The 26,108-nt window shown below is 33.6% G+C and carries 26 protein-coding genes and 5 pseudogenes; 9 read left to right on the forward strand and 22 right to left on the reverse strand.

Translation table 11 applies throughout. The annotated features are described in order from the left end of the window. Nucleotides 1-30: 30 nt before the first annotated feature. Together ACWV26_RS11670 and ACWV26_RS11675 are read left to right on the forward strand one after the other, a co-directional pair. Nucleotides 31-1,628: pseudogene (locus tag ACWV26_RS11670) on the forward strand (GMC family oxidoreductase). A 348-nt stretch (nucleotides 1,629-1,976) separates the two neighbouring features. Next, nucleotides 1,977-2,099 (forward strand): YjcZ family sporulation protein, encoded by a 123-nt coding sequence (locus ACWV26_RS11675; protein WP_455898238.1) that lies wholly within the window; start codon nucleotides 1,977-1,979, stop codon nucleotides 2,097-2,099. A gap of 190 nt (nucleotides 2,100-2,289) precedes the next feature. Here ACWV26_RS11675 and ACWV26_RS11680 read toward each other — a convergent pair whose 3' ends face one another. Next, nucleotides 2,290-2,709, reverse strand: a complete 420-nt coding sequence (locus ACWV26_RS11680; protein ID WP_455894917.1) for a hypothetical protein — start codon at nucleotides 2,707-2,709, stop codon at nucleotides 2,290-2,292. A gap of 1 nt (nucleotide 2,710) precedes the next feature. Further along, nucleotides 2,711-4,195, reverse strand: a complete 1,485-nt coding sequence (locus ACWV26_RS11685; protein WP_455894918.1) for an FTR1 family iron permease — start codon at nucleotides 4,193-4,195, stop codon at nucleotides 2,711-2,713. A 755-nt stretch (nucleotides 4,196-4,950) separates the two neighbouring features. Here ACWV26_RS11685 and ACWV26_RS11690 point away from each other — a divergent pair. Further along, a complete protein-coding gene (locus tag ACWV26_RS11690) occupies nucleotides 4,951-5,268 on the forward strand; it encodes a YmaF family protein (RefSeq protein ID WP_455894919.1) in 318 nt (105 codons plus the stop codon). A 404-nt stretch (nucleotides 5,269-5,672) separates the two neighbouring features. Here the strand turns inward: ACWV26_RS11690 and ACWV26_RS11695 are convergent, their stop codons facing one another. Beyond that, nucleotides 5,673-5,969 carry a hypothetical protein gene (locus ACWV26_RS11695; RefSeq protein WP_455894920.1) on the reverse strand — a complete coding sequence of 99 codons (297 nt, stop codon included), beginning with the start codon at nucleotides 5,967-5,969 and terminating at the stop codon, nucleotides 5,673-5,675. Between the two features lie 475 nt (nucleotides 5,970-6,444). Between ACWV26_RS11695 and ACWV26_RS11700 the strand changes: the two genes are divergently transcribed. After that, nucleotides 6,445-7,341: a DUF1259 domain-containing protein gene (locus ACWV26_RS11700; protein ID WP_455898239.1), complete on the forward strand. Its 897-nt coding sequence runs from the start codon at nucleotides 6,445-6,447 to the stop codon at nucleotides 7,339-7,341. 175 nt (nucleotides 7,342-7,516) lie between these two features. On the opposite strand, the gene ACWV26_RS11705 is transcribed toward ACWV26_RS11700, so the two are convergent. Then, the gene (locus ACWV26_RS11705) at nucleotides 7,517-8,068 is read right to left on the reverse strand and encodes a hypothetical protein (RefSeq protein ID WP_455894921.1); all 552 of its coding nucleotides are present in this window, start codon (nucleotides 8,066-8,068) and stop codon (nucleotides 7,517-7,519) included. Nucleotides 8,069-8,418: 350 nt separating this feature from the next. Here ACWV26_RS11705 and ACWV26_RS11710 point away from each other — a divergent pair, with 350 nt between their 5' ends. After that, complete coding sequence (locus tag ACWV26_RS11710; protein WP_455894922.1) at nucleotides 8,419-8,733, forward strand: YmaF family protein; 315 nt, start codon at nucleotides 8,419-8,421, stop codon at nucleotides 8,731-8,733. A 769-nt stretch (nucleotides 8,734-9,502) separates the two neighbouring features. On the opposite strand, the gene ACWV26_RS11715 is transcribed toward ACWV26_RS11710, so the two are convergent. The 7 genes and pseudogenes from ACWV26_RS11715 to ACWV26_RS11745 all read right to left on the reverse strand — a co-directional run bounded on the left by ACWV26_RS11715 (nucleotide 9,503) and on the right by ACWV26_RS11745 (nucleotide 14,032). Then, nucleotides 9,503-9,892: a barstar family protein gene (locus tag ACWV26_RS11715; RefSeq protein ID WP_455894923.1), complete on the reverse strand. Its 390-nt coding sequence runs from the start codon at nucleotides 9,890-9,892 to the stop codon at nucleotides 9,503-9,505. Nucleotides 9,893-10,418: 526 nt separating this feature from the next. Then, entirely contained in the window at nucleotides 10,419-10,847 is a 429-nt protein-coding gene (locus ACWV26_RS11720; protein WP_455894924.1) for a hypothetical protein, read from the reverse strand. Between the two features lie 153 nt (nucleotides 10,848-11,000). After that, complete coding sequence (locus tag ACWV26_RS11725; protein ID WP_455894925.1) at nucleotides 11,001-11,486, reverse strand: hypothetical protein; 486 nt, start codon at nucleotides 11,484-11,486, stop codon at nucleotides 11,001-11,003. Between the two features lie 305 nt (nucleotides 11,487-11,791). Beyond that, nucleotides 11,792-12,094: pseudogene (locus ACWV26_RS11730) on the reverse strand (HAD family hydrolase); the annotation flags it as partial. A gap of 12 nt (nucleotides 12,095-12,106) precedes the next feature. After that, entirely contained in the window at nucleotides 12,107-12,409 is a 303-nt protein-coding gene (locus tag ACWV26_RS11735; protein WP_455894926.1) for an HAD hydrolase-like protein, read from the reverse strand. 238 nt (nucleotides 12,410-12,647) lie between these two features. Then, nucleotides 12,648-12,818, reverse strand: a pseudogene (locus tag ACWV26_RS11740) (DUF255 domain-containing protein); the annotation flags it as partial. A gap of 620 nt (nucleotides 12,819-13,438) precedes the next feature. Continuing rightward, nucleotides 13,439-14,032: a hypothetical protein gene (locus tag ACWV26_RS11745; protein WP_455894927.1), complete on the reverse strand. Its 594-nt coding sequence runs from the start codon at nucleotides 14,030-14,032 to the stop codon at nucleotides 13,439-13,441. Between the two features lie 618 nt (nucleotides 14,033-14,650). Between ACWV26_RS11745 and ACWV26_RS11750 the strand changes: the two genes are divergently transcribed. After that, nucleotides 14,651-14,995: a DUF4367 domain-containing protein gene (locus tag ACWV26_RS11750; RefSeq protein ID WP_455894928.1), complete on the forward strand. Its 345-nt coding sequence runs from the start codon at nucleotides 14,651-14,653 to the stop codon at nucleotides 14,993-14,995. Nucleotides 14,996-15,147: 152 nt separating this feature from the next. Here the strand turns inward: ACWV26_RS11750 and ACWV26_RS11755 are convergent, their stop codons facing one another. From ACWV26_RS11755 to ACWV26_RS11790, 8 genes are all read right to left on the reverse strand, one after another. Next, a complete protein-coding gene (locus ACWV26_RS11755; RefSeq protein ID WP_455894929.1) occupies nucleotides 15,148-15,252 on the reverse strand; it encodes a DinB family protein in 105 nt (34 codons plus the stop codon). Nucleotides 15,253-15,284: 32 nt separating this feature from the next. Further along, a complete protein-coding gene (locus ACWV26_RS11760) occupies nucleotides 15,285-16,073 on the reverse strand; it encodes a lipid II flippase Amj family protein (RefSeq protein ID WP_455898240.1) in 789 nt (262 codons plus the stop codon). 664 nt (nucleotides 16,074-16,737) lie between these two features. Further along, nucleotides 16,738-16,878, reverse strand: a complete 141-nt coding sequence (locus tag ACWV26_RS11765) for a hypothetical protein (protein WP_455894930.1) — start codon at nucleotides 16,876-16,878, stop codon at nucleotides 16,738-16,740. Between the two features lie 125 nt (nucleotides 16,879-17,003). Continuing rightward, on the reverse strand, nucleotides 17,004-17,231 hold the full coding sequence (locus ACWV26_RS11770) for a hypothetical protein (RefSeq protein ID WP_455894931.1): 228 nt from the start codon (nucleotides 17,229-17,231) through the stop codon (nucleotides 17,004-17,006). A 43-nt stretch (nucleotides 17,232-17,274) separates the two neighbouring features. Then, nucleotides 17,275-18,387, reverse strand: coding sequence for a GerAB/ArcD/ProY family transporter (locus ACWV26_RS11775; RefSeq protein WP_455894932.1), 1,113 nt, complete (start codon nucleotides 18,385-18,387; stop codon nucleotides 17,275-17,277). Nucleotides 18,388-18,404: 17 nt separating this feature from the next. Further along, entirely contained in the window at nucleotides 18,405-19,628 is a 1,224-nt protein-coding gene (locus tag ACWV26_RS11780) for a Ger(x)C family spore germination protein (RefSeq protein ID WP_455894933.1), read from the reverse strand. Next, entirely contained in the window at nucleotides 19,625-21,259 is a 1,635-nt protein-coding gene (locus ACWV26_RS11785; protein WP_455894934.1) for a spore germination protein, read from the reverse strand. Before ACWV26_RS11785 ends, ACWV26_RS11780 begins: the two co-directional genes overlap by 4 nt. 350 nt (nucleotides 21,260-21,609) lie before the next feature. After that, nucleotides 21,610-21,732 (reverse strand): hypothetical protein, encoded by a 123-nt coding sequence (locus ACWV26_RS11790; RefSeq protein WP_455894935.1) that lies wholly within the window; start codon nucleotides 21,730-21,732, stop codon nucleotides 21,610-21,612. A 366-nt stretch (nucleotides 21,733-22,098) separates the two neighbouring features. Between ACWV26_RS11790 and ACWV26_RS11795 the strand changes: the two are divergent. Next, nucleotides 22,099-22,302 (forward strand): annotated as a pseudogene (locus tag ACWV26_RS11795) (GRP family sugar transporter); the annotation flags it as partial. A gap of 138 nt (nucleotides 22,303-22,440) precedes the next feature. Beyond that, complete coding sequence (locus tag ACWV26_RS11800) at nucleotides 22,441-22,824, forward strand: VOC family protein (protein ID WP_455894936.1); 384 nt, start codon at nucleotides 22,441-22,443, stop codon at nucleotides 22,822-22,824. Between the two features lie 92 nt (nucleotides 22,825-22,916). Here ACWV26_RS11800 and ACWV26_RS11805 read toward each other — a convergent pair whose 3' ends face one another. The 3 genes and pseudogenes from ACWV26_RS11805 to ACWV26_RS11815 form a co-directional block, all read right to left on the reverse strand. Then, nucleotides 22,917-23,225 carry a cation:proton antiporter domain-containing protein gene (locus ACWV26_RS11805; protein WP_455898241.1) on the reverse strand — a complete coding sequence of 103 codons (309 nt, stop codon included), beginning with the start codon at nucleotides 23,223-23,225 and terminating at the stop codon, nucleotides 22,917-22,919. Next, nucleotides 23,217-23,538, reverse strand: a pseudogene (locus ACWV26_RS11810) (VOC family protein); the annotation flags it as partial. The pseudogene ACWV26_RS11810 and the gene ACWV26_RS11805, both read right to left, overlap by 9 nt. 446 nt (nucleotides 23,539-23,984) lie before the next feature. Continuing rightward, nucleotides 23,985-24,386, reverse strand: a complete 402-nt coding sequence (locus ACWV26_RS11815) for a VOC family protein (protein ID WP_455894937.1) — start codon at nucleotides 24,384-24,386, stop codon at nucleotides 23,985-23,987. A 413-nt stretch (nucleotides 24,387-24,799) separates the two neighbouring features. Here ACWV26_RS11815 and ACWV26_RS11820 point away from each other — a divergent pair, with 413 nt between their 5' ends. Beyond that, nucleotides 24,800-25,846: an NADH:flavin oxidoreductase/NADH oxidase gene (locus ACWV26_RS11820; protein ID WP_455894938.1), complete on the forward strand. Its 1,047-nt coding sequence runs from the start codon at nucleotides 24,800-24,802 to the stop codon at nucleotides 25,844-25,846. Nucleotides 25,847-26,108 lie beyond the last annotated feature (262 nt).

Below are 26,108 nucleotides of genomic sequence, written 5' to 3' on the forward strand. Positions count from 1 at the left end.
TAAATAAAATATAGAAAAGGAGATAGTAAAATGGATTCGAAAGATTCATATAATATGTATGATTTTATTATTGTCGGGACGGGACCAGCCGGTGCAGTTATAGCTAAAGCACTTACAGACGATAAAAAAACTTCAGTATTAATCTTGGAAGCAGGAGAAAATAACGATAGAGATCAGCCAATTCGAAATTCAAGATTTGCTTGAATTAGAAGATCAATTTTTCGCAGAATATTTTTGGCAAGGTGAAGGAGTACCTCAACCTGGGGTAGATGACAGAACATTTGAATGGACGACGGGGAGGCTTTTCTGGGGGCGGTTCTTCAATCAATGGTGAACAGTATGTTAGACCTACATCAGCAGTTTTAAAAGAATGGGAACGTCTTTTAGGTTCCTTATGGTCCCCTGAACAAGCAATTCGTAGCTTTAAACAGTTAGAAAACTTTCATGGTGAAACAAGTAGTTCTGAATTTCATGGCTTCAATGGTCGTTTAAATATCAGGCAAGCCCCTAACGATCCACCAATTATGACGAAAAAATTAGTTTCTGCGATTGAACAAGCTACAGGTTATAAACAAATTCTTGACTATAATAATCCAGAAACCCCCATTGGCCCTTTCACTCAATGGCAACTATATCAAAAGAATAATGAAGAGCGTGAAAGTTCTTCAACCGCATTTTTATCTTCAGACATTGCGACTCCCGATGGACACGGGGTGAATGGACGTAAGTTAAGGGTTATTTATAATTCAACCGTACTTCGTATTTTATTTAGTGAGAAAACGGCAATAGGTATTGAATTTCTAAAGGAAGGTAAAAAAGCCAAGGCTTTTGCCCGTAAAAAAGTAATTATTTCAGCAGGTATAAACAGTGCTCAACTGTTAATGTTATCCGGAATCGGACCTATAAATGACCTACTTCAGATCGGTATCCCTGTTATTTTTAGCAATCCAAATGTAGGGAAAAATTTGACTAATCACACCCTAAACACCGCTACATTTAGTGTGAATCCAAATGATATTCCGCAGCTTCAGAACGATCCATTTTCTCTTTATACAGGGGGTGCCTTTTTACCAAATCCACTAAATAGGAGTAACAATCACCACCGAGGAGTTCAACTCGTTAGGATTGTCTTAGAAGGAAGTTTAAATATTGCTATTTTATTTTTACAACCAAAAAGCCAAGGATCCATTAAAATGCAAAATAACGACCCTTTAAAAATTGTCCTTGCGGATGAAGGTTTCTTAGAAAATGAAAATGACCTAGAAGCAATAAAGGCTATTTACAGAGTTTATATTAAAGGTATTGCGGAAAAACTTTCAAAAATCGACCCAAATTATCAGCTTGTAAATCCAACATTTAAGACTATTGATAATGATGAAGAACTTGAAAACTTTATTAAAGAAAATTTTGATCATAATCACCATCAACAAAGCTCTCTTCGTATGGCCCCTATTGATAAAGGTGGTGTAGTAGATTGTGATGGCAATGTACATGGCGTCAATAATTTAATGGTTGCTGATGCACAAATCATTCCTTTTACAGTTGATGGTAATACGTCTGCATCTGCGTATCTAATCGGATATACCATTGCAAAACGTTTAATGGGGGATAACGCTTTTGAACAATAATCTTATTAACATTTATTACAATTTCCATAATACATGATCATTTGTGAATCTTATCAATAGTTAACCTCCACTAAAAAGTTTCCCTTATAAAAAAATACCCCACTTCGGTAAGAATATGGGTACTAAAAAAGCGATATTTATTTAATCATTGAATTCGATGTATTTCATAACATAACTCTTCTTTTAATTAATTAGTCCTTTAAAGCATAGTTACGTTTGGTTTAACATAAAAATATTCTCTGAAATAAAATCAGAATATACTAACAAGGCTTTCAGAACTGTGTAAACCAACCAAACAAAACCATATACTTAACATATTTTAGTATTAGAACTAAAAAAGGAGGGGACATCATGGATTATGATAACTTTCAAGGTGGTTACGACAATAAAAACAACTTTGCTTTAATTGTTGTCCTATTCATCCTGTTAATTATTGTTGGTACAGCGTTCATGAAAAATAGCCTTTATTAAAGGGAAAAATTCAGTTATATAGCTTTTTGAAGAATACTAAAGACACTCCCAAATAAAATTGGGAGTGTCTTGTTTTACTTTAAAACAAAGCTAATAAATATATAATCCAAAAATCGCAATACTCACAAACTGTAATCTATAGGAAATTATTGAAACAACGTGTAGATCACTCTGTATACTGCTAAATAACTTATTTTAATTTTCCTACTTCAGACAGGACTGAATTAAGTTCATCAGCTGCTTTATTAAGGGTTGTTGCATCAAGTGGTTGAGATTTTACACCTGCTTCAATGAGGTGCAATGGAGTTTCAACTTTCCCATATAAATCTGCATTTTTTTCTTTTACACCATCTTCAAACTTTTGCCAAGTCTTTTCTAGGTTTTCTCCACTTACTTTTGCTTGTGTAGCATCTTTTTTAACAATTTGTGTCTTTAAATCTTTAATAGTTTGTTGCATTTCTTTTGCACCCTCGCTGATTGAAAGAGCTGTATTCGATACATTCGATGACTGTTCTTCTTTCGGTGTATTATTGGTATTGGCTCCATTACATGCAGCCAATCCAAGAGAAGTTGCTATTATTATAGGGAAAATAAATTTACGAGTTTTCATTTTAGTGTCCTCCAGATTTTAATTTGTTATCTTTTATTTTATTGATGATTACAATCATGACAGCAATAACTACTAATAGTAACTGAGGAATAAAACTTTCCCAAGTTGAATAAAGAGCGAAAAAGTCAACATTGGGAATAGGGGCTTGAGTAGCAGGTAATAGACCCGCTAGCTGCAATCCATGAATCCCCATACCAGTGAACTTGATACATAAGTAAAACATTAGAATACTACATACCATGAAAAATGGACGCATTGGAATTTTTAGTCCAAGTTTAAGTATGAGATAAGATACAACAATTAATATTAGTAAACCAATAGCGATACCTATTAATAATGAAGCTAATTTTATGGAAGAAGCCATTCCGATAAAGAATAAAACGGTTTCTGTTCCCTCACGGAAAACAGCGAGAAATGAAAGAAAGGCTAAAGATAATAGGCTCCCCTTTTCCAATGCTTTTGTACTTTGGGTATGAATATATTTTTGCCATTCTGAAATACTTGATTTACTATGTAGCCAATAGCTCATGTATAGGAGCATAACGGCTGCAAAAACGCCTGTCCATCCTGATATTAAGAAATTATTATTTCCAAATGCCCCTGAAGAGAATAATAGGTTTACAATAGTTCCAAGAATAATACTGACTGCAATCCCAGTACCTACCCCTAACCAAATCCACTTACCTTTTTCCGCATAACCTGATTTCCTTAAAAATCCGAGTAATGCAACAACGACAAGCAATGCTTCTAAACCCTCACGCAGAAGAATTGTAATAACATCCATCATGTTATAACTAGTCTTGGAGACAAGTGGTGAAAGATAATCACGCATACCTTCAATCGTTTTTTTAGCTCCTTCAACATTAGCTGGCTTTGATGAAAGCATCGCGTATGACGAAACCATATCTCTTTCCGCGTCAGTATAAACTTTAGAAGATTGAGTAAGGACGACTCCTTCAATATTCAGCCATGATTTCCTGAATTTCTCGATATCTCCTTTTGCTCCCTCAATATCATTTTTGTTTATTTTTGCAAGTGATTGATTTAGTAATGTGACCAAATCAGCTACATTTCCTTTTTGAACTGAATTATCGCCATTTTTAATTGATGTTTCGGGATACTCCCCTTTAATAAACTTATCATTTGTATTTTTTAGCTCTAATAGTGCATTTTTCACTTTGTCTTGATTAATTGGTTGTTGAGCAAAAACAAATTCAACTTGTCCCATCTGATCTTCAATATCACGATATGCATCATGAGATTTGTTTTTAACTCCATCTTCAATTGATAACCAGGTTGAAGTAAATGTTTTAAACTGCTTCGAGGCAACCTCTAATTCTTCCTTGTCCACAGATTGAATACTCTGGTTAAGGATTTCATTTGCATGCTTCATATCATCTATTGCACTTGCTGCAAAACTGTTCAATGGTAAGATGATAAAAGCCATAGTAAAAATCATAAGCGTAGTGACTAGCTTGGTTCTCATATTTCCCACCTTTGTCTAAATAATTTTTTAAATTCTAAATTGATTTCTTCAACCGAAAATGAAAATCATTATCAATTAAATTCGAATAAAGTATATTCCTTTGGATAATGAAAGTCAATACGATTAAAAATATTATTTAGATTGTTTATATGCTATGGCGTTACCCACTATACTGGTGTAGTACATTATCTAATTACATGAATTTACCTAAATCAATCGGTAATCTGCATTTATATTGAAATTAAATGCATTTAATAAGCAGATAATAGATTGTACATTCGGCTATACCTCCCCCTTTCATGTTCTTTTTTTGGGGGTAATAGTATGAATGAAGTACTTCTATCTATAATGAAAAAGGATGTTTAGTGGGCGAGAAATTAACGTACAAAAAGCAATCAAAGTTGTTGAGAAGCTTATTATAGAAACTGAATTCACAAAATTTTCTGAGACTAAAATTAAAAATTTTAATTTCATAGAAAAAATAATTTCTATCCAATAAAAGAGTACTGCATTAATTTGCGGAATATTCTATAATTGTCCTTTTCTGGAGTAAAAAAACCCCGATTTTTAGGTAGGAAATAATCTGACCCCTAAAAGTTGAACATTTTATTCATTTTGCTTAGAAATTTTTATGTGAATATGTCAGTTATCGTCAATACATATAGTTATGTTTTTGAATTTTTTCTTTTAATTCATAAATCCTCCTCCTTATTAATAAGATGGAACGTATCAAAATACAAGGAGGGTCAAATTTTATGTCTGAAACAGAACAAACTCATGTACATGAATTCGAAGCAAGTACCAAATTAGCGGAAGAAGGAGAAGATAGACATAACCATCGTTTCGCAGGGGTAACTTCTGAAGTTATTCCTAGAGGTGACAGTCATGTACATGTATTACTCACTAATACTGACTTTTTAGATCATCATCATGAGGTAGGAATTGAAACAGGTCTAGCTATTGATGTTGGCAATGGGAAACACGTACACTTTGTCTCAGGGACAACTACTCTAGATGATGGACATGTTCATAATCTTGAATTCGCTACTTTAATTCAAAAGCCTCTTGTATAACAGAAATAAAAAAGTTAGCTCTCGAATTATATTAAGTTAGGGTAAACATATTAAAACTAAGAACGCACAACTATTTTCTTATTTGTGCGTTCTATTATTTACTTTTTCCAATAATAAACCCAGCCGTTTTGAAAAAAGATTGGCATTCATGTTTTTACTTAAAAAAGACCAACCTTCATCAGCTAAATTTTTATTTAAGGATGAAGTAACTCATCGATGATATGTACAGCATCTCTTGTTTTGATATATCAACCTTAGAATTGTGTTTTTGTTAATATACGAATTGCCAATAATTTATTTTCATTTTATTATTATTCAACTCTTCTGCCCTTTCCATGAAGAAAGACGCTTTCCTAATTTCAGAAAAGCGCTCGATTGCTGAAGATTAAAAAATTTATATGTCTTCAAAAATTGACCTTTATAGTTATTGTACTACCACCATTCATCATTTCTATGGCATTTTTGGTTGTGAGAACTTGAACTTGATTCTTCTCTATGCCTTTTTTGGTTGTGAGAGCTTGAACTTGATTCTTCTCTATGCCTTTTTTGGTTGTGAGAGCTTGAACTTGATTCTTCTCTATGCCTTTTTTGGTTGTGAGAGCTTGAACTTGATTCTTCTCTATGCCTTTTTTGGTTGTGAGAGCTTGAACTTGATTCATCCCTATGCCTTTTTTGGTTTTGAGAGCTTGAACTTGATTCATCCCTACGATTTGAGTTTCTTCTATTGTTTTCGTTATTGCAACCCAAAGTATTTCCCTCCTTTCTTTTCACTACTATTAATATATTCAAAGGAATTTGATGCATCCGGGCATAACTTTAATAGGTTCTAAATTAGTAATAATCTTTCTTCCAGCGAAATAACCGCAAAAACTAATTACACAGTATCCCTTAAATCTGGTGAAGAAATTCAACTTTATATGATTTTTTGTATTCACTCCATAGGTTACTTTGTGCTTTGACACCAAGCAATTACTCTTCATTCAATCTCCAACAAGACCAGCTGTAAACCATTTGAAATTCCTTCTCCTCGGCTTTGTTGTCTTCTATCTTTAGAGTTTTTTAGAGCAATGATATTATTGACAAAACTCCAAGGGTATATATCTGTACCTCTCCTGTGTCTTCTTGAATACTATACCTAGAAAATTGTATTTGGGAGATGATTTGTAATTGGAAAACATGAACAATATTCATCCAGATAACCTTTGTGAAAAATTTGCTGAAATTCTTGGGGCGGCTCCTTCTATTGTTAATGGTGTTTGTACTGCAACAAGATCTCGTACAAATATTCACCCGGTTGTACTAGGACGGAGAGCTAATTCCTTTATGTTTGTACCACAGGCATATTCTTTTGAAAACCTTGATGAAAATGGAAAAGCCTTGTGTCTTGGCGAAACAGTCCTCCTCCAGGAAGAAGCGAATCCATTTATGGCAAGATTAAGGGAAGAGGGAATCATTGTAACTGCCTTTCATAATCATTGGCAGTTTGAAAATCCGCGATTGATGTATATGCATTTCGAATCTATTGAAAAACCTTTAACTTTTGCCAAGAAAGTAAGAAAAGCATTGAAGGTGTTGACCACTCGTAATATTGGAGGTTACCAAAAAGATCAAAAAACATCGAATAGACGCGAAGAAGAACTTTGTGAAGAGTTCAATCAAATTTTGGCTGGTAGTATGCATTCATTTGAAAATGGTGCTTGTATTGTGATGAAATCCCGAACAAATATTATGCCTGAGGTTCTAGGAAGGAGAGGAAACTCGTTTTTATTAATTCCACAAATGTTTGCCTTTGAATCATTAGGATCAGATAGCAAAGCTCTCTGCAGCGGAGAAACGGTAATACTGCAGGAAGAGATCAATCCATTCATTAGTGAGCTTCAGAAACACAATATCCTTGTGACCGGCTTTCATAATCATTGGTTGTTTGATGATCCAAGGCTGATGTATATCCATTTTGAAAAAATTGAAAATCCAATCCAATTTGCAAAAGATGTAAAAGATGCTTTAAAAGTGCTGACTACTAAGAAGGTACCGGAGAAAAAACAAAAAAAAAGAGATAGTTTTAGCAGTTGACAAAAGTATAATCAGTTCAAGGGTTCCATGATTAATTCTTGTAACGGTTTTCCCCGAGGAAAACCTTTCCTCTTCTTAATCTACCAAATATTTTATGGGAGGGATAACCAAGTTGAAGGGAGTAGCGAATTGCTACTCCTTTTTCTCCAATGGTGTGTATCTGTTTTAAAAAAAATTACGCTACTTCATTTTCTGTGTTATGAGCTTGAACTTGATTCATCTCTATGCCTTTTTTTGTTGTGAGAGCTTGAACTTGAGCTTGAACTCGATTCATCTCTATGCCTTTTTTTGTTGTGAGAGCTTGAACTTGAGCTTGAACTCGATTCATCTCTATGCCTTTTTTTGTTGTGAGAGCTTGAACTTGAGCTTGAACTTGATTCATCTCTATGCCTTTTTTTGTTGTGAGAGCTTGAACTTGATTCATTTTCTCTATGACATTTTTTGTTGTGAGAACTTGAGCTTGAACTTGAACTCGATTTATCTCTATGCCTTTTTTTGTTGTGAGAGCTAGAGCTTGAACTTGATTCATCTTCTCTACGACATTTTTTGCTGTGAGAGATTGAACTTGAACTTGATTCATCTTCTCTATGACATTTTTTGCTGGAAGAGATTGAACTTGAACTTGATTCATCTTCTCTATGACATTTTTTGCTGGAAGAGATTGAACTTGAACTTGATTCATCTTCTCTATGACATTTTTTGCTGGAAGAGATTGAACTTGATTCATCACTACTATTTGATTGCCTTTTATGGCGATTATTTTTCCAACCCAAAGTATTTCCCTCCTTTCGTTTCAAATTAATATATTCAAAGGCGATTGATGCATCAGGGCATAAGTTTAATAGGTTTTAAATTAGGAATAATCCTTCTTCATAAAGCTAACACCCCAACAATAATTATTTGAATAAACAGTACAACAATTAAAGTAAATATATTCTTGTTATCTCTAAGCTCATAACCATAACTACAGTGGCTGCTTTTAAATAGTGTACTTAATTTTTTATTTCATTCTAGTCGTTTTGTTTAAAAGACCGTTTCTAAATAAACGCGCCCTTAATGGCATGACTTACAAATTTTATGTCTGAAACACAAACTCATGTACATGAATTCGAAGCAAGTACCAAATTAGCCGAAGAAGGAGAAGATAGACATAACCATTGTTTCGCAGGGGTTACCTCTGAAGTTATCCCTAGGGGTGACAGCCATGTGCATGTATTACTCACTAATACTGACTTTTTAGATCATCATCATGAGGTAGGAATTGAAACAGGTCCAGCTATTGATGTTGGCGATGGGAAACACATGCAGTTTGTCTCAGGGACAACTACACTAGATGATGGACATATTCATGAACTTGAATTCGCCACTTTAATTCAACAGCCGCTTGTTTAAAAGGAATAAAAAAATTTGCTCTCGAATTCTATTTAGTTAGGGTAAACATATTAAAACTAAGAACGCACAACTATTTTCTTATTTGTGCGTTCTATTATTTACTTTCCCTCCAATTTTCAAAAGATAAATAAAAAACGCTTTTGAACAATAAATTTATTAACATTTATTACAGGTTTTATAATATACGGTATTCTGTAAACATAGCCGCTCACCCCATCCAGTTGGATATCTTTTTCAATCAATCAACTAGTCCGCCCCTTTAGTTGAAGAAAGAATGAAATTGCTACCTTTGAATGTTACTTTAGCAGAAGTAGTGTTAAATAAACTTTCAGTGTCATTACAAAAGAAACGAAAAGAGCCTAAACCCTTAAAATACATGAGTTTAGGCGCATTATCTTCAATTAAGAATATCAAGTTAATATGTTGCTACGGGATCAGTTAGGACATAATGATATTAAAACGACTTCCCTTTATACGAATATGGCTAATAAAGATAGTAAAAAAATCTTAAGTAAAATGGATCAACATCGAAACAGACTGTAAATAAACGTAAGAAGGAAGCATCTAATAGCTATATTATCTAAAATTATTATGTATTAAACATTTTATTCTGAAAAAGAGAGGATAGATGAACAGCTGAAACGCCTGTATATTCATGGTGCAACAAATGAACTCATTTACCACAACAACAAAGCTTTTTGTATGTTCAACTAAAGCGCCCGATTGTTGAAGATTTCTATTCAACTAAAGCACCTTACTTGAATAAGCTTTACTCTAATATCAGCGTTACATTTTCGTTATCAACGATAATTTCTTCTATCCAGTCAAATATTGTAGGACCCTTTTTCAGTTTTGCATCCTTTATTTCTTGGATTACTTCCTCTTCGTTACTTTGATGGCAATTATTCAAAATTTCATTTAGTTTAACTATTGTTTCACTATACCCCAAATCTACTTTAGATTTAGCAGAATTCCTCCAAATAATAGTAAATTGTTCTTCATATTCTATATCTCCGAAACCACCAAACAAAATATCATTAAAAGCATCTAGATTTCCGTGCCATTTATATTTTCCGGAAAGGACTATATCTGAAAACTCCTTACAGAAACCCTTAAAGCTAGAAAATTTATCTCCATCGATAATAAAAACTTTGTTCATAATAGTACCTCACATACATAGTTTTTCTTATATTATCATTTCACTTTATTTTAACAATCTAGCCCTTTAGCTAAAAAAGGCACCATTCTTTTTCAAGAATCCCCCAATTGTTGAAGATCGCTTTTCAACTAAAGCTTGGTGTTTATTCCCCTACCATACCATCACTATCTCGATCATCCATATATGAATATAACCAGTTTTATATTTAGGTTAGTTAAGTGAAACAGGTGAAATTAAAAGGACCACACATATTAGATATGTCTAAGATGGGTAGTCTAATTTTATTCATTCTTCAACTAAAGCACCCGTTAGTTAAATAAGAGAAGGGTACACTTATTCAACAATCGCGCCCGATTTTTGAAGACTAATTCGAAGACATTATTAAGGTAAACCATCCCTCAGTCAAAAATCTTACTTAGTTTTTTTATTATATTCCTCTTCCTAGATTAGAATTGTATTATAATCTCCTTCATAAAACCCCAGATATCTTGTGCCATCAAATAAGTAATGTGTTCTGGAATTACTATTATAGGGACTGCTTTTTAATGATTATTAATAAATCATCAAGTAACTTTTTATCAACAAATTTATAATATTTACTCGATGTTTTATCGAGACGTACAAAACCATCATCCGATACTTCAAATTGGAATGAACCGCCACTCCCGCCGACGTATACTAAATAATCATCTTTTGTTTTTGGAGTCTTTACAACTCCCTTTAACTCAACTTTTTTAAAAATTCGCATAATTTTTTCTGATTCATTTTTATCAAAATCTTGTCTGATATCCGTTTGTCTATCATATACAAATTTTGCTTTAACTTTATCAAAATTAACATCTTTTAATATATCATTAGCTAAAGATTCCGTTTTTAAAGCGTAGGCATAATAAAAACCTGTTAATAATAGAATTATGATTAATAAAACAGAAAAGCCTACTTTAGTTTTACTCATTTACACTCCCCCTGTAACGCAAATACTACCACTTTTATACATTAATCCTATTTATAATCACCTTTTAATTGAAGAAAGACGCCTGTTAGCGAAGGATAGAAAAAGTAAAAATGCTTCAAAATTGGCTTTTTAATTTATTATACTAACGCCACTTCAATAAGCTATTTTAAATTTTTTAAGTAATTCATAGAATGCTTGGATTATCAGACGTGCTAGTGGTACAGTCAATGGAAGCATAATAAAGGCATAAATGGTTCCCCAAATCAAAACACCCTCTACATTAACACCTGTATATCCACCACCTTCTAAAGGAGTTCTAAGCCTGCCTCCCCTTACAACATACTCTCCAGATAAAGCACCAATAGTACCGCTGTATAGTGTGATAAATAATGCCGATAGTAGGCTTAATAGCCAAAGTTCTTTGTTCGAGAGATTTCCTCGATTTGTAAAATAAGATCCTAATATAGCAAAGGTTAATATAAAAGGAATAATCGTTGCGTGATATAACCAACTCTCGCCAGAAAAGGATGTAATGCCACCAGCCAATCCCTGTGCAACCAACATAAACATCAGGGAAATGCAAAATGATAAACCAAAACCATAAATAATTCCAATCATAATTCCTTTTATAATTTTCATAACGATGATTCACCTCCATTAACTCTATTAATGAAAAAATCATCCATTTTATAACTACTTCTTCATCCGAAAGAAACACGCCTCATTTAATCAGTTTATTTCTTCAAGATATCTTTTAAACTTTAACACAAACTTTCGAATTTCTTTTAATGATTTATTCAACAATCTGGCCCTTTTCATGCAGAAAAAGCACAATTCTTGTTACAGAATCGCGCCCTTTAATTGAACAAGGAAAATTACTCTAAGGATGCATCACCTAACAATGGATTTAAATAGCATCCTCAGTTTCGCCAAAGAGATTATTTTTAGAATAAGTCTAAAAGTTCATCAAACCTCTCTAAAATATAATCATATTCACTCACATTCCCAAAACCGTATTTTGCATAGACAAAAGGAATACCTGCATACCTAGCCGCCTTGAGATCACCTTCTGTGTCTCCAATATAAACAGGTTTGGATAGGCAGTTTCTTTTTATTAATAATTCGATATTCTGCCCTTTTGTAAGGCCCGTCCTACTAGGAATTTCATAATCTAAAATAATATTATCTAATTTGTGAAACTGAAAGAACCCATCAATATAGCCCTGTTGACAATTGCTAACAATAAAAAGTTTATATTTCTAAGATAGGCTATGTAATACCTCTTTTACGTTTTCAAAAAGAATGCCACCATACTTCTCAATGTATTTACCTTCAATTTCAAAGCACTGTTTAATAATTTGTGTTCGAATGTTTAAATCTAAGTATGGAAATAACTTACTACTTATGTCGTCCATTTGAAGTCCAATAGTACCTTCAAAGTCTTTTCTTGTTAATTTTTTTTCTACAAGCGGATTTTCTTTAACTATACTATTCCACGCAAGTAATACTGTATCTATAGAATCCCAAATAGTTCCATCTAAATCAAAAATTATACTATCCAAAACTATGTCCTCCTAACTGAACCGCTTGATGTTAGTATAAGTGCTATTCCAAAAAGCGACATTCGCCTTTATGTTTCTCCATGAATATAAAAAGTTATTTGTATTTTAACATAAATATCCAATTTTTATTTGAATGTTATTCAATAATATGGCCCGATTGTTGAATAAGAAAAATAAAGGTTAAAAAGGAGTGGTTTTGCCTATTATGTACTTATAGAAGGACTTTACAAAAATGTCACCAATGACAAGTAGAGTATCCAATGCTGACAAGAACAGGCTTGTCTTCTTCTTTTGCTTTTTGAAACGCTTCTTCACCCCATGGATACCAGTTTACAGGGTTGTATGCGTGTTGTAATAAGTAAGGTGAAGTCTCATCAATGAGTCTATTGGGTTTATTGGTATTTGGCACTGGATTACCCTCTTTTCGTTTTTTATTTGCTTCACGTTTATTTTAACCATATTTTGAAAACATTATAAAGAATTAAGATAGCCGTTTAAACTGCTCCCATCGTATAAACTTAAGTACTTCTATTTAATTTCACCCAAATATTCTGGTTAAAATATAATAAAAATTTTTTGGGAAAACAAAAAGGACACTTCAAGTGTCCTTTAAATCATTATTTTTTCCTCTTCCAGACTGCTTTTTCTGAAGTCACTTACAAGTTGGAGTGTTATCTATCATATGCAACATTTGTCTCTACCTTTTTTTATACCCTATTTTTTCGAATCTCTCTTCTTGCTCTTTTTCATTTTCTTCAGCAAGTATCATTGAAAGAATTAAAGTAACCCATCGTCCATCATCTTCCTCAAAGTTCAATATTTTACAATCAAAGGTCTGACCCTATTTGACTTTTTGAGGTAGCATTTCTGAGCGAGAAACCAATCCATCTACTTCTATTGTTTTGGGTCTAGGGGTTATCTTTTCTACTTTTAAAAAATTTTCCGTTATTAGAGTTACTTTACTTTTATAATTTCATCAATTTTATAACTATGCATATTAAAGCTCTAATTTTCTATTAGTTTCCTACCCTATAAATGAATGAGTACTCGTATTTGTAAAATAGACCTTGCCGCAAATGCCATATTTATTAATAATACAATCCACCAAATTATTTTTATTAATGGATCTATCACTTTCCAATTCCAAATGTGCTCTTTGCAATAAATTATTAAAATAGAGATAAATACATTGACAAATAAGGATACAATTAAGAAAACCATATAGATTGATGGAGTAAATAACTTCCCTGTTACTAATACAATCATAAATAGTGCATATAGAATAGCCAGTACAGATAAAAGTTTGTTAGACATAGAAATGATTTTATACTTATTCTCCATCTTTTTATTTACATAAAGTAAATTTTCAATTCTCTTTTTCTGTAAATCTGTTTTATCTTCATATTTGTTTGATAGCATATTAATTTCTAATCTCGACAGCAATAAAGTAATTCTAGATTGATCGCATTCGCTAAGGACTTTTCTACCTTCTTGCTTTAATAGTAAATTATATAAAGTTTTGCTATCTCTTTTTGATAGATATTCATCCAATAGAGATGGAGTTAGTTCAACCATATTGTCTCCGTCTTTAATTCTAAATACGGTTTTTTGTTTATCGTCCACATTCAAACCCCACTTAATTATAATTACTTAATATGATACATGCGTGTTGGATTGTTGACAATAAGGTTTTCCTTATAAGTAAATTCACTTTTAATAATAATTTATTATATATATCCTTCTGTGAGATTCTTTGTATTTTCAAACTTTTTTCATAGTCATGTTACAACCTTATATGCTTTATTTTTGTTAAAAAATAACTAATTACAATTGATAATTTTATATCCATTATTTCCAATTACTAATTTGAAAAAATTTTAGTGAGAATGAGGTGAGACTTGTACAAAGAATAATTATCGTTTTTTCAATATTTACTCTTGTATTTTCTTTATTTATTGTAAAGGGTAAAGAGGTGGCCCATGCTTATTATTCATACCTAAAAAAAGCGTATGGTGTTTATGGTGATCTAGGGCCAATGACTGAATCCAGATTATACTTAAACAAAACAGAGGGTACAAAATTCGCAAACGATTTAACAAAATACAATCCAAAAACCGACTTTAAAAATACTTCTGTTGGGATATTCTGAGGTTTAATTCCAGGAACATACGGTGGATTTGGTATTGCCTATTCACTGGCAAAACAATCTCAGCAATAAGGAAAGCGGTTGATTTTACCCTTTTGACTCCCACAAATATTCCTAATGATTGGACTTTAGATACCAAAACCACTCCTTGGATCATGCTTCATTATATGGATAGCAAAGATACCAAGCTAATGGTTGCTATTCATCAGAAAAGAGGTTTTCGATTATTCAAAGAAGATTTCCCCTATCGCCAACAGGTAGATATTAAAGGAAACAAGGGATATTTTCAGGGATGGGATGAAAGTAGTGAAGTAGATAAAAACGGAGATACCATTACTGGTGGATTACTTAATTGGATCCAAGACGGCACTTATGTAGAAATGAGTAGTTCAAGATTAATGAAAGAAAGAATGTTAGAAATCGCGAGGTCGATGAAATAACATTTTTACAAGTGCTTAACAGAGCGAAAAATATCCTCTTTGAGTAATCTTGTTTTAACCATAATGAAAAAGCACAATTCTTGTTGCAGAATTGCGCTCTATTGCGGAAGACTTCATTATTATTTTTTAGCGAATTTTTTTAGGCAACCCCACTATATCTGAATTTTAGGTATATGGCTTAACTGACGTAGCATTGCTACAATTTGCCCTTTATGATGAGTTTCATGTGTAATCGAATGATCTGGTCGACATCCCACTAATTTCTATTTAACTTTTGATATATCTTTAACTATGTTATAAACTTCGTAAACCAAGCAATATACTTTGCACCAGGAATGAATAACACCTGTGCTAAGATTGTTCCTAATAATCTTGATGTCACCATCATAATAGAGGCACTTTTTAAGGTGACATATTTCCCTTTCTGGTTTATTACATCATCTGCTAGGATTGAAATTTTTGGATCAATAAAGATTATTAGTAAGATTGTAGCTATTCCATTGATTAAACCAGATGCCATAACAGCAGTCGTTGCTCGCTCAGGTGCAAGTAACGATGCATATAACGCAGAAAAAACTCCTATAGTATAAATAGCTGTAATCAGTATATTAATGCAAAATAATTTTATAGGTATATCCCGCCAGCTCATACCTTTTATATACGCATATCTGGGTAGATGGATATGTTTTTTTGCACGTCTTAAATAAGGAATTGTAAATCCTTTTTTCAATAAAGCAGGAATTGAGCCCCGTTCCTCTGCCAAATGAATGATTGCCCTAGAAAAAATAGCTATAAATGTCGGTAACAAAAGTAAACCAATTATTGTACCTAATGTTGCAGAACCAATCAGAATTCGATATTGTCTCTCGACATATTCTAAAGTATTTCCTTTTGGCGCATTATCTATCAAACTACCTGTAAAAGGTTGTTGCATCATATTCGCAAGCCTTGAAACCATTACCATAACATTGAAAAGTGAAAGTGCCGATGCTAATAGTTTTACTCTTGCCCCAGATAAACGAACTGAATACGCTAATGTTTCGATTGAATGAATGATTAAGATAAATAATGCAATCATTACTAATTGTGTTGTGAAAAATTCCAAAGACATTACCTACTCCACTTTTATTTGTTAGAAAAAGTCCTCAACATCCAGTCTATATCTCCGTTTTACTTATAAACGAGTTTATAGTAGTAATTGTTTCTAATTTTATTAAAATAACACTTATTTGAAAGCTTGCAAGATTCAGCTCATTGCTGAATTATCCAGGTAAATAGTTGTGCATAAAATATTGCAACGTTCTATTGATGTGCTAATTATTATTTGTATCAATCATTTGCTTCATATTTAAAAGGTTAAACAAAATAACCCTACTAGAATAATTAATAATAACATGAAAAAACAGATTGCTATCCACTTCCTATATTAAAAGGAATAAGCCATAAAGCATTAAATAGAGTGTTTAATATAATTAAATCAGAAAATATAGAGCCGCTTAAACCTTCTCCTCAACTTACCCTTTTGGCTTCTTTTCTTTTGACTTTTCATTTTGAAATTTAACCTATACTGTATACTTATAATCTATTGAACCATCTTTATTTTCTTTCTTTTTTTCAAGGTTACTACATTTCCTTCTAATGTTTGAACGCTTATTAAGCGCTGTGCTTCATTATAAGTGTATTTAAAATTTTCATCTTGTACAAGGTTGCCTTATGCATCATATAGGTATGCCACATCATTTTTATTTACAATTTTGATTCGCTTCATTATAAGTGAAAGTGAAATCATTTCCATTAACATGAGCCTTTGTTCGATTTCCGACTCCATCATATTCATACGTATTGGCATCACCATTGAAAATAATTAAGCATCTTTTATCCAAAAATAATAACTACCATGAAACTTATAGAAGAAAAGTAATGACAAATTCAATTCTCCTGTTGTAAATTATAATTATGTTTCTTTACTTTTTATTAAGATTACATATTTTATGGATGGCATTTTCCCCTATTGTTGTTTTTTTCTTCTTTTTATAAAAAATAAACGAATTGAACAAGATACCCAAATAATGATAAGTAAATAAAAAATAATTATTTCAGTTACCTCCATTACCAAAAAAGGATTTACGACATTCTTAAATGAAGTTTTTAAGTCAAATCCTAAAAATCTGTCCATACCAATAGAAAAGCCAGATAAAAATCCCAACATCAAAATAGAAATACCGAAAATTTTCAATCTTTATCACGCTCCACAAGCGAATAATTCCTTTTTCATAAATTCAATTACGACTATGTTTGCTTTGCTTTTTTCTGTTCCTAAAAAAAGCAATAATAAGAAGGAGACCAGGAATAATTACTTGAAAAGGGAGATGCACATATAATGGGACAACCTTTAGTCCTTCATAAACATGTTCTGAAAAATTGCTTGCAATGGTTATAGATAAAACTAAGAGCAGCAACCCTAATGGATACGCCAATTGTGTCGAATTTTTGATATTGAACAAATTTGCAGTGCCTGCCAGGGAAGCATAGAAATAGAGACTGATTTTAAAAAAGCCTCCGATTACCGTGGAAAGCATAAAAGTAATATCCATCCGTTGCAAAAAGCCTGCAAACTCAATGGTTTTTATGGTTGAAAGAAGGGGGAATTGTGAACGCAAAATGAGGTTTACACCGAGAACACTGATATTCATAGCCATGATTAGCGCTATGATCAATCCACTCAGTCCAAGTCCAAGTAACCCGGTTTTCATCGCCTTTGATGCTTGGTTCAAATAGGGCAAAATCATGGTAATTATTATGACTTCGCCAAAGGGAAAATACAAGGTTTCAGTAAATGCTGTTTTTATGACTGGCTTTAATCCTTCTTCGAGGAATGGTTCTAGGTTAGAGATGTCAATAATGCTTGAAATAATAATTAAAATTATGCCACTGATGCCAATCAACATCATGATTATAAATAACAGTTCTCCTGTTCGCGCAATGACCTCAATTCCTTTACGAACTGTATACACAACCACTAAGACCATTAATACATTCATGACAAACAATGGAGTTTCTGGATAAAAGACAATGATTAGCATTTCTCCAAAATCCCTCAAAACCCTTGCCGCAATATACAAAAAGTAAAGCACATAAAAGAAAGCGAAAACTTTCCCTAAAGCGCTCCCTAGTATTCTCTGCATATATTCAGTAAGCGGAATATCCGGATAATATAAATAAAGGCTATGATAAATCCAAAATAAACAACAGCCGCCAGCCAACCCAATCAAAACAGCCAGCCAAGCGTCCTGTTTCGCTTCAATAGCTAGAGGAACTAAAATGGCACTGCCAATTTCAACTAAGAAAATAAGCACTAAAAGTTGGTACGCGCTAATTTTTGCCTTTTCCAATAAATCACCCCTCAATTTCAGTGCTTATTCTTTATTTCCGATAAATATGAATTGTTTCTTAGGCCGCTGCGTCGTACAAAAGCTTCAACTTTAATCTGTACGTTTAAGTTTGGAAAGTAATTATCGTTCCAATCACTCTTTAGTTTTTTCCATTTTTCGGGGTTAGAATGATGAACTTCTTCGCCAAATCCAAAAATATCCGTCTTATTTTGTTGTGTACGCATAACCGTATCCTTTAAAAGTGTCTTGATTTTTTTTTCCAGTTCATTTTCTAATTCCAATATAACTTTCGGATCCTTCAAGTTAATAGGTGTCCTTACTTCACGAATATCACCTTCAGCACGTACATTAATCGTAATAGTGGGGATGTCATTTTTTGTGTCTGCCGAAACTTTTGTTTTTTCCCGAATAACATTGTAAACGATGGCGTTTTTCTTTCCATCCCTGTCCAGTTCCACATCGGTTTCTTTAATTTTATCCAGTATCCATATGACCCCTTTAGCCATATCATCTTGATACCAGTCAATCAACTTTCCTTCTTTGAAAATAGCCAACCCATCTGCTTCCAAAGTGGTATCGAGTTCAGATTTCTGGACATTCTCCATTTTTTTCCCCTTTTCAATATCTCCTTTCATACTAAAACCACTGATTACCGGTTCTTTCCCTTCTGAGGTAAGTGACTTAATAACATCCTGAAGAGTAACTTCGATATTTGCTCCCCTATATTCTTCAGTAAATTTCAAAGTTCCGTTCACTTTTTCAGCTGGAATTTTATCAACTGCTGTTAAAGATTTAAGCAAATCTCCCGCTTTTGTATTATGAGCAATCACAAGCCTTGCTGTCGGCCGAATTTCCGTTTCCCGTTCGAAGGCGTCTAAAACATTTTCTATTCCATCTTCTTTCGCCACCTCTTCACTCAATACAATCAAATTTGAATGAGCATGATACAGCTTTCGGGAGATTTTAGATGAAGCGTTGAAATGGGCTTCAAGTACACTGTCTCCTGCTGCAGAGTAAACGGTAACAGCAGGACTTTGCCCGCCTCCGCCACCCTGAAGTCCCCCCGCTACGCTTGATGGATTGATCAGTTGAATAGTCTTGACGTAATGACCCTCTTCATTTTTATCAATAGAAATGGCAGATATGATTGCCAGCTCATTTAACTCATTCTTATCCCAGCACCCCGATAGAAATGAGATACTTGCTATTATTAAGTAAAGAGAAATCGATTTACGACTCATTCATTTCTATCTCCTTTTTCATAGGCAGAATTCATCATGGTACGAGGTCCTGGAGGGTGTGGTTTCTGATTTTCCCCTTGCTCAACCTTATTTCGGCCGCTGATCATCTTTGGTCTTTTCTTGTAACTCCAAAGTGGTCTTCGGACAAATGTATCCCCAGCTTCTTCCCTAATGGACGGTGCAAGGGGTGACATATATGGAACACCGAATGAACGCAAGCTGGTTAAGTGAACGACAAGGATGATAAACACCAGAATCATTCCGTAAAAGCCGAATGTTGCAGCGCTGACCATAAAAATAAATCTAACCAATCGCGCAGATATGGCAACGGCATAGGAAGGGGTCGCGAAACTGGCAATCGCAGTCATGGAGACAACAATAACCATGACAGGTGAAACAATGCCTGCCTGAATCGCTGCTTGCCCAATGACAAGCGCCCCTACGATGGAAATCGTAGAACCTATCGCTTTTGGCATCCGGATACCGGCTTCTCTTAAAACTTCAAATGTTATTTCCATGATGAGTGCTTCAACAAACGCAGGAAAAGGAACAGATTCCCGCTGAGCAGCAACAATGACAGCCAGTTTTGTTGGAATCATCTCCTGGTGAAAAGTGGTTGCAGCAATATAAACTGCAGGTCCAACTAGGGATATAAAGAAGATGATGGTACGTAATAAACGAATGGCCGTTGAGATGTCAAAACGTTCATAGTAATCATCGACTGATTGAAAAAAGTCAATAAATAAGGCGGGAACCATCAGCACAAAAGGAGTCCCATTTACGAATATGGCAATCCTTCCTTCAAGAAGATTACCTGCCACTACATCGGGCCTGTCTGTGTGATGTATAGTTGGGAAAGTGGTATTTGTCTGATCTTCAATCAGCTGTTCTATAAAACCAGATTCCAGGACGCCATCAATGTCAATTCTTTTTAAACGTTTAAGAACTTCTTCGATGATTTCATTCCTTGCTATGCCATTTATATACATGATAGAAACATCTGTTTTTGTCATTTTGCCAATTTTCATGGTTTCAATCCACAAATCTGGTGTATTAATAATCCGACGTACCATGGCAATATTGGTCTCAATTGATTCAGTAAACGCTTCTTTCGACCCACGAATCGAGACATTGGTAGTCGATTCTTGAATTGAACGTCTCTCCCCACCTTGAGTACTGACACTTAGTGCTACACTAATTCCCTCGATAAATATGATGGTATTACCTGACATCAATTCGGTGAACAGTTCGTCCCAGTCACTTGATTTTTTTATCCCACCGACTGCAACAACATCTTCGGCAATTATATCGATTACCTCTTGTTGAACTATCTGTTCTTGGAGTGCGGGATTATTAATCATCGCTTCAATTAAAAAGTCGTTAACAGTTTGACTGTCTACTAACCCTTTAATATAAACAATGGCCGTTTTAACCTTAGATTGTTTACCGAGTTTAACCGGCCTGATGACAATATCTGTACTATTTCCAGTTCTTTGTTTAATGACTTCCAAATTCAAGGACAATGAGGTATCGATGTTATTTGGCAATTTATTAATAGATTGAACTTGGCTGTTTTCCTGTCGATTGTTACTATTATTCTTTTGCTTTTTCCATTTTAAAAATGAAAACATGGCACCGATACCTTTCTTTTCTAATCATCAAATATTATGTCCATAAAACTGCTCTTTTACACAAGATTTTCTTTCAATCAATACGATGTAGAATTAGAGATGTTGCATTAAAGAGCTATGTAGATTTAAAAAGAAAAAATAACAGTTAGGATAAGTAACCCTAAAAATACATATTTGTGACATTACCGACTTTTCTTTCTTAATGAGCTGATTTTGATAAGATTAAAAAACGAAGTCAAATCTACTATAAATGGATTAACAGTGCTAGCAGCCATGAAGTACAATCATCGCTATATTCTGGATGCCCAAAATATTAGGCGGATTTAAAAAACTATACACCAGGACATCAATCATCTTGTTCCAATCATCAATCTTTTCTTGCATAGAAATGAATGTTGCATTACTTCGGCATTATTGACTAATACATCGATTTCCTCAAACTCTTCAAGAGCAAGATCAGCGAGTTCCTCCATTTGTTCATACGAAGTCACATCTGTAATTTATAAATCGCATGACCGCCAATATCTTGGATGTCTTGTTGTACCTTTTTTAAACGATCTTCACGCCGGGCTGCGAGAACAAGTAGAAAGCTAAGATTAAATTGCTCCTTATTCAGAAATACAACGCAAGATTTAAATTCTTAATTTGGTACATCTAATACTGTCTTAGTAACATCCAAAAAATTAAGAATCTATGGATAGCGCTGGTTACGTTTAATCGTCATCAAGACATTATTTTTGACGAAAAAAATTAGGCATATTCTATATAACGTTGTCTATTTTAGCAAAGCTAATAATTGGCAATCTCATCAAGAATTTGAGAAAGGAGGTTAGTATCAAATGAATATCCTTTTGGCCATACTTCCCGCCGTTTTCTGGGGAAGCATCGTCTTATTCAATGTTAAGTTAGGTGGAGGTCCATACACTCAAACGCTTGGGACTACAATAGGCGCACTGATTTTTTCAGCTGTTATTTATATAGTAGTTCACCCACCATTAACACCACTTATTTTTATTGTAGGAATTGTTTCTGGTTTGTTTTTCCTTGTTACAGAAAACGCCCGATCATGGAACAAGCTACTGTATAATCTCTTCGGATTTAACATACTTTTTTAATAATTTAGAAGGTATTTTTTCTCTTTTGTCGAATATTAAATTTCATAAAAAAAAAGGTGGGATGTTATGAATCCGATTGCTTCTCCCATTGCCCGTAAAGTAAATAATGTTTTCATCCATGTTAGTAACCTCAGAAAATCAGCTGAATGGTACAGTGACTTACTTGGGATTCCATTTGATACAAATGTTGTTAAATCTCCCGTTTATAATATCCCTATTACAGCTGAGACTGGATTAACTTTAGATGACCACACTTTTGATCCAAACTTTACGTTAAACCCTTCGAACCATGTATTATTCAATTTTTTCGTCAAAGATATCGATGAAGCATATAATTTTATCAAAAACAAAGGAATAGAAGTGGTTAGAGAAATAGAGCGTATTGGTGATTTTGCCTATTTTAACTTTCAGGATTTAGATGGAAACGTATTAATGATTTGCAATTGTTAAATATTTTGAGCAAAGGTTAGATTTATCTACCATTGCTCTATTTTCTTATTAAATTGTTTGTTTCAAGAAAGCAATACCACCTTTTGAAGATGCTATCTAAAAAAGACACAATTCCTTGTCCATGAATTGCGTCCGGTTATGAAGATAATACCTAACCAAGATTGTAAGTTAGTTAAATCAATTATTATCCCTGTAAAATAGCCTAAAAATAATGGAACGCTAATTCCGCTTAAACCTATAAAGGTTGACGATCTTCTAGATCCTTTAAATTCCTCAAGATTTGTTTCTAATCCGGAGAGGAACATAAGCAATATAACACCAATCGTCCTAATTGTTGATAAGGAATCTGTTCCACTAATTAGTCCTAATAAAGATGGGCCTAATAATACACCTACAATAATTCCCTCTGGACCAAAAACGTAGCATAACTTATAATTTTCTTCATATTGCTGTATCTCACTAAAGATTTCCATGCCTTTCTTTTTCAATTTTGCAACAATAGCTTCAATATCTTCAACAGCAAAGCAAATATGTCGGATACCCAGCGTATTTGCAAAAGGTTGCCGAATATCTTTTTCATCTGAGGGCGTTTAAAATTTGACTGGCTCTGTCCATGCCTGACCATCTGGCATTCCCATTCCCATGTCGTTTTAACATCATTAAGCCTAACTATTCGTCCAACTGTTTTCCATCCAATTCCCATTCTGCTTGCACTTCAAGTCCTTAATCAAGAAAAAACACTTTAGCCTCTGAAAGATCATTTACGTTTATACTCCTCACATGATTTATTCTATTGATCTTCATATCTTATACCTCCTATGTTCCTGTTATTTTCAATACCTGTATTCGTGTAAGGTTTGTTTGAAATGATTCTAATTCGCTTAAAACAGAAAATACCATTCTTCAACTAACCTGACCCTTTAGTTGAACAAGAAAAGGGCTGCCTAAGCACCCCTTATTCTTTATTTCTTGCCCCCTTTAGTTTATGTAAAAAAAACACTATCTTTTTACTTGTCAAAATCCTATCTCTCAAAGTGTAAGGGCAATCAGAAAGACGCCTTCTTATTCAAGAAAAACGTCCTATAATTGAATAAGGATTAGCTTCTATTAACTACTTTAGTTAAAGATGAAGAGGTTTTTCTATTTTAGAGATGGATATATCATTCGTTAAAGATTGGACTTAACTCACTCCATACATCAAATTTATTTTCATCTAAATCATAGAAAACAAAATTTCTTCCTGAATGCCCTCTATCCTCCATTTCGCCGACTCTTATCTGCTTCTCAATAAAATCTATATAAATCATTTCAAGAGCATTTATTCCATCTACTTCGAATGTCATTGAAAAGCGCTCTTGACCATATATATCATAGAAATTCGAGCTTTGGTTTTCTTTAGATTTCACTAGAAAAAAACTTTGATTTGCAAAATTTAGAATTGCTTTATCTTCGTCCTTATAACTTAATTCTGCCCCCAATTTGTTTAAATACCATTCAGAAGAAAGCTCTACATTTTTAACAGGAATATAAGTAGTACCAACTCTTAATAATTTTCCACTCATTTTATTATCTTATCTCCTTTCGAAGCCAATAATAAATACTTCTCCTTTTAGCGGATAAGTCCTCTAAAAAATCCCCTTCCTTATTCAAGTATCTTGCCCTATATTTTAAGTGCAATTTTCATAAACACCGTTACTAGCATTACTATAGGTATGACAATTTTCTTGATATTCTCACTCCATTAAATAGCCGTTATATGAAAAATGTCACTTTATAGTGATAGCGCCCGATTGTGGAAGATCAAGATAAATATTATGAGTGCTACTTAATTCCCACCTTTACTTTAAATATACTCTCTCACAAACAAGCATTTGATGTAATTTGTGTTCCTTTACGTTTGCTTATATTTAATTAATGTTATATCTTACAATTAACGTATGCGACATGCATATAATTTTCCGGGAGTGAAACTATAATGAAAACGATTGATACTCCTTTTAAAGTTAAAGGATTGCAACTGAAAAATCGAATTGTAATGGCACCTATGTGTCAATATTCTGTGGATAAAGAAGATGGAATACCGAACGATTGGCATTTTGTTCATTATGTATCCAGGGCAGTCGGGGGTACTGGGTTGATTATCATGGAAATGACGAGTGTAACCCCTGATGGAAGAATTACCAATCAAGACTTAGGATTATGGGATGAAGCTCAAATCCCTGCCTATAAGCGTATTGTATCCGAAGTGCATAAATATGGTTCAAAAATAGGTATACAAATAGCTCATGCTGGCAGAAAAGCAAAAGATACAATCCAGCCTGTTGGACCATCTACTATAAATGATGAAGCCTTGCTGGAAGAAATAAAAAATGGTGAACTTAAACAACCTCGTGAGTTAACCATTCAGGAAATTAAACAGGCAATTGAGCAGTTTAAGAATGCTGCCAGAAGAGCAGTCGATGCAGGATTTGATACCATAGAACTTCATGGAGCACATGGCTATCTCCTCCATCAATTTATGTCTCCTATTATTAATAATAGAAACGATTCATATGGTGACGACTTATCAAAATTTGCTGTAGAAGTAATCCGCGCAGTGAAATCTGTCATGCCAGAGGATATGCCTCTAATTATGCGAATTTCTGCTATTGAATATATCGACGGTGGATATGGGTTAGAACATTCACTTCGTATGGCTGAAAAGTTCAAATCTGCTGGCGTGGATATCTTCCATGTTTCAACGGGAGGAGAAGGAGTCCCTGGTACATTAAAACCTGGTAATTATCCTGGTTATCAAGTTCCTTTTGCTCGAGCCTTCAAAGAGAAACTTGGAATCCCTGTCATAGCAGTTGGCATGTTAGAAAATCCGCAACTAGCAGAGGCGACCTTATCAAATCATGATGCCGATTTAATTGCAGTTGCCAGAGGTATGTTAAATGATCCATATTGGAGTATACACGCAATTAAAGAAGTAACACGGAATGTCAATCCGCCAATTCAATACAGAAGAGGAATCCGATAATAGAGAAGGATAAAATAGGCATAGTATTTTCGAGAGGAGATGGCTATGAATCAACCAGAGCAATTAATACCAAACTTGGATAGGTTTTTCCAAAAAATCCATAATCAAATTATACAAACATTAGATTATTTTCTTTTACAAAAATACCATCTGAGTTTGTATGAGTTTTATGTTTCTTCATGATTCTCAATGATTACAGTGAAACTACCGCTATCGCAGTTTTAGAATATAATTGGTATGTTGAGGATAAACGTAGTGTTTA

The sequence above is a fragment of the Rummeliibacillus sp. JY-2-4R genome, assembly GCF_053847205.1.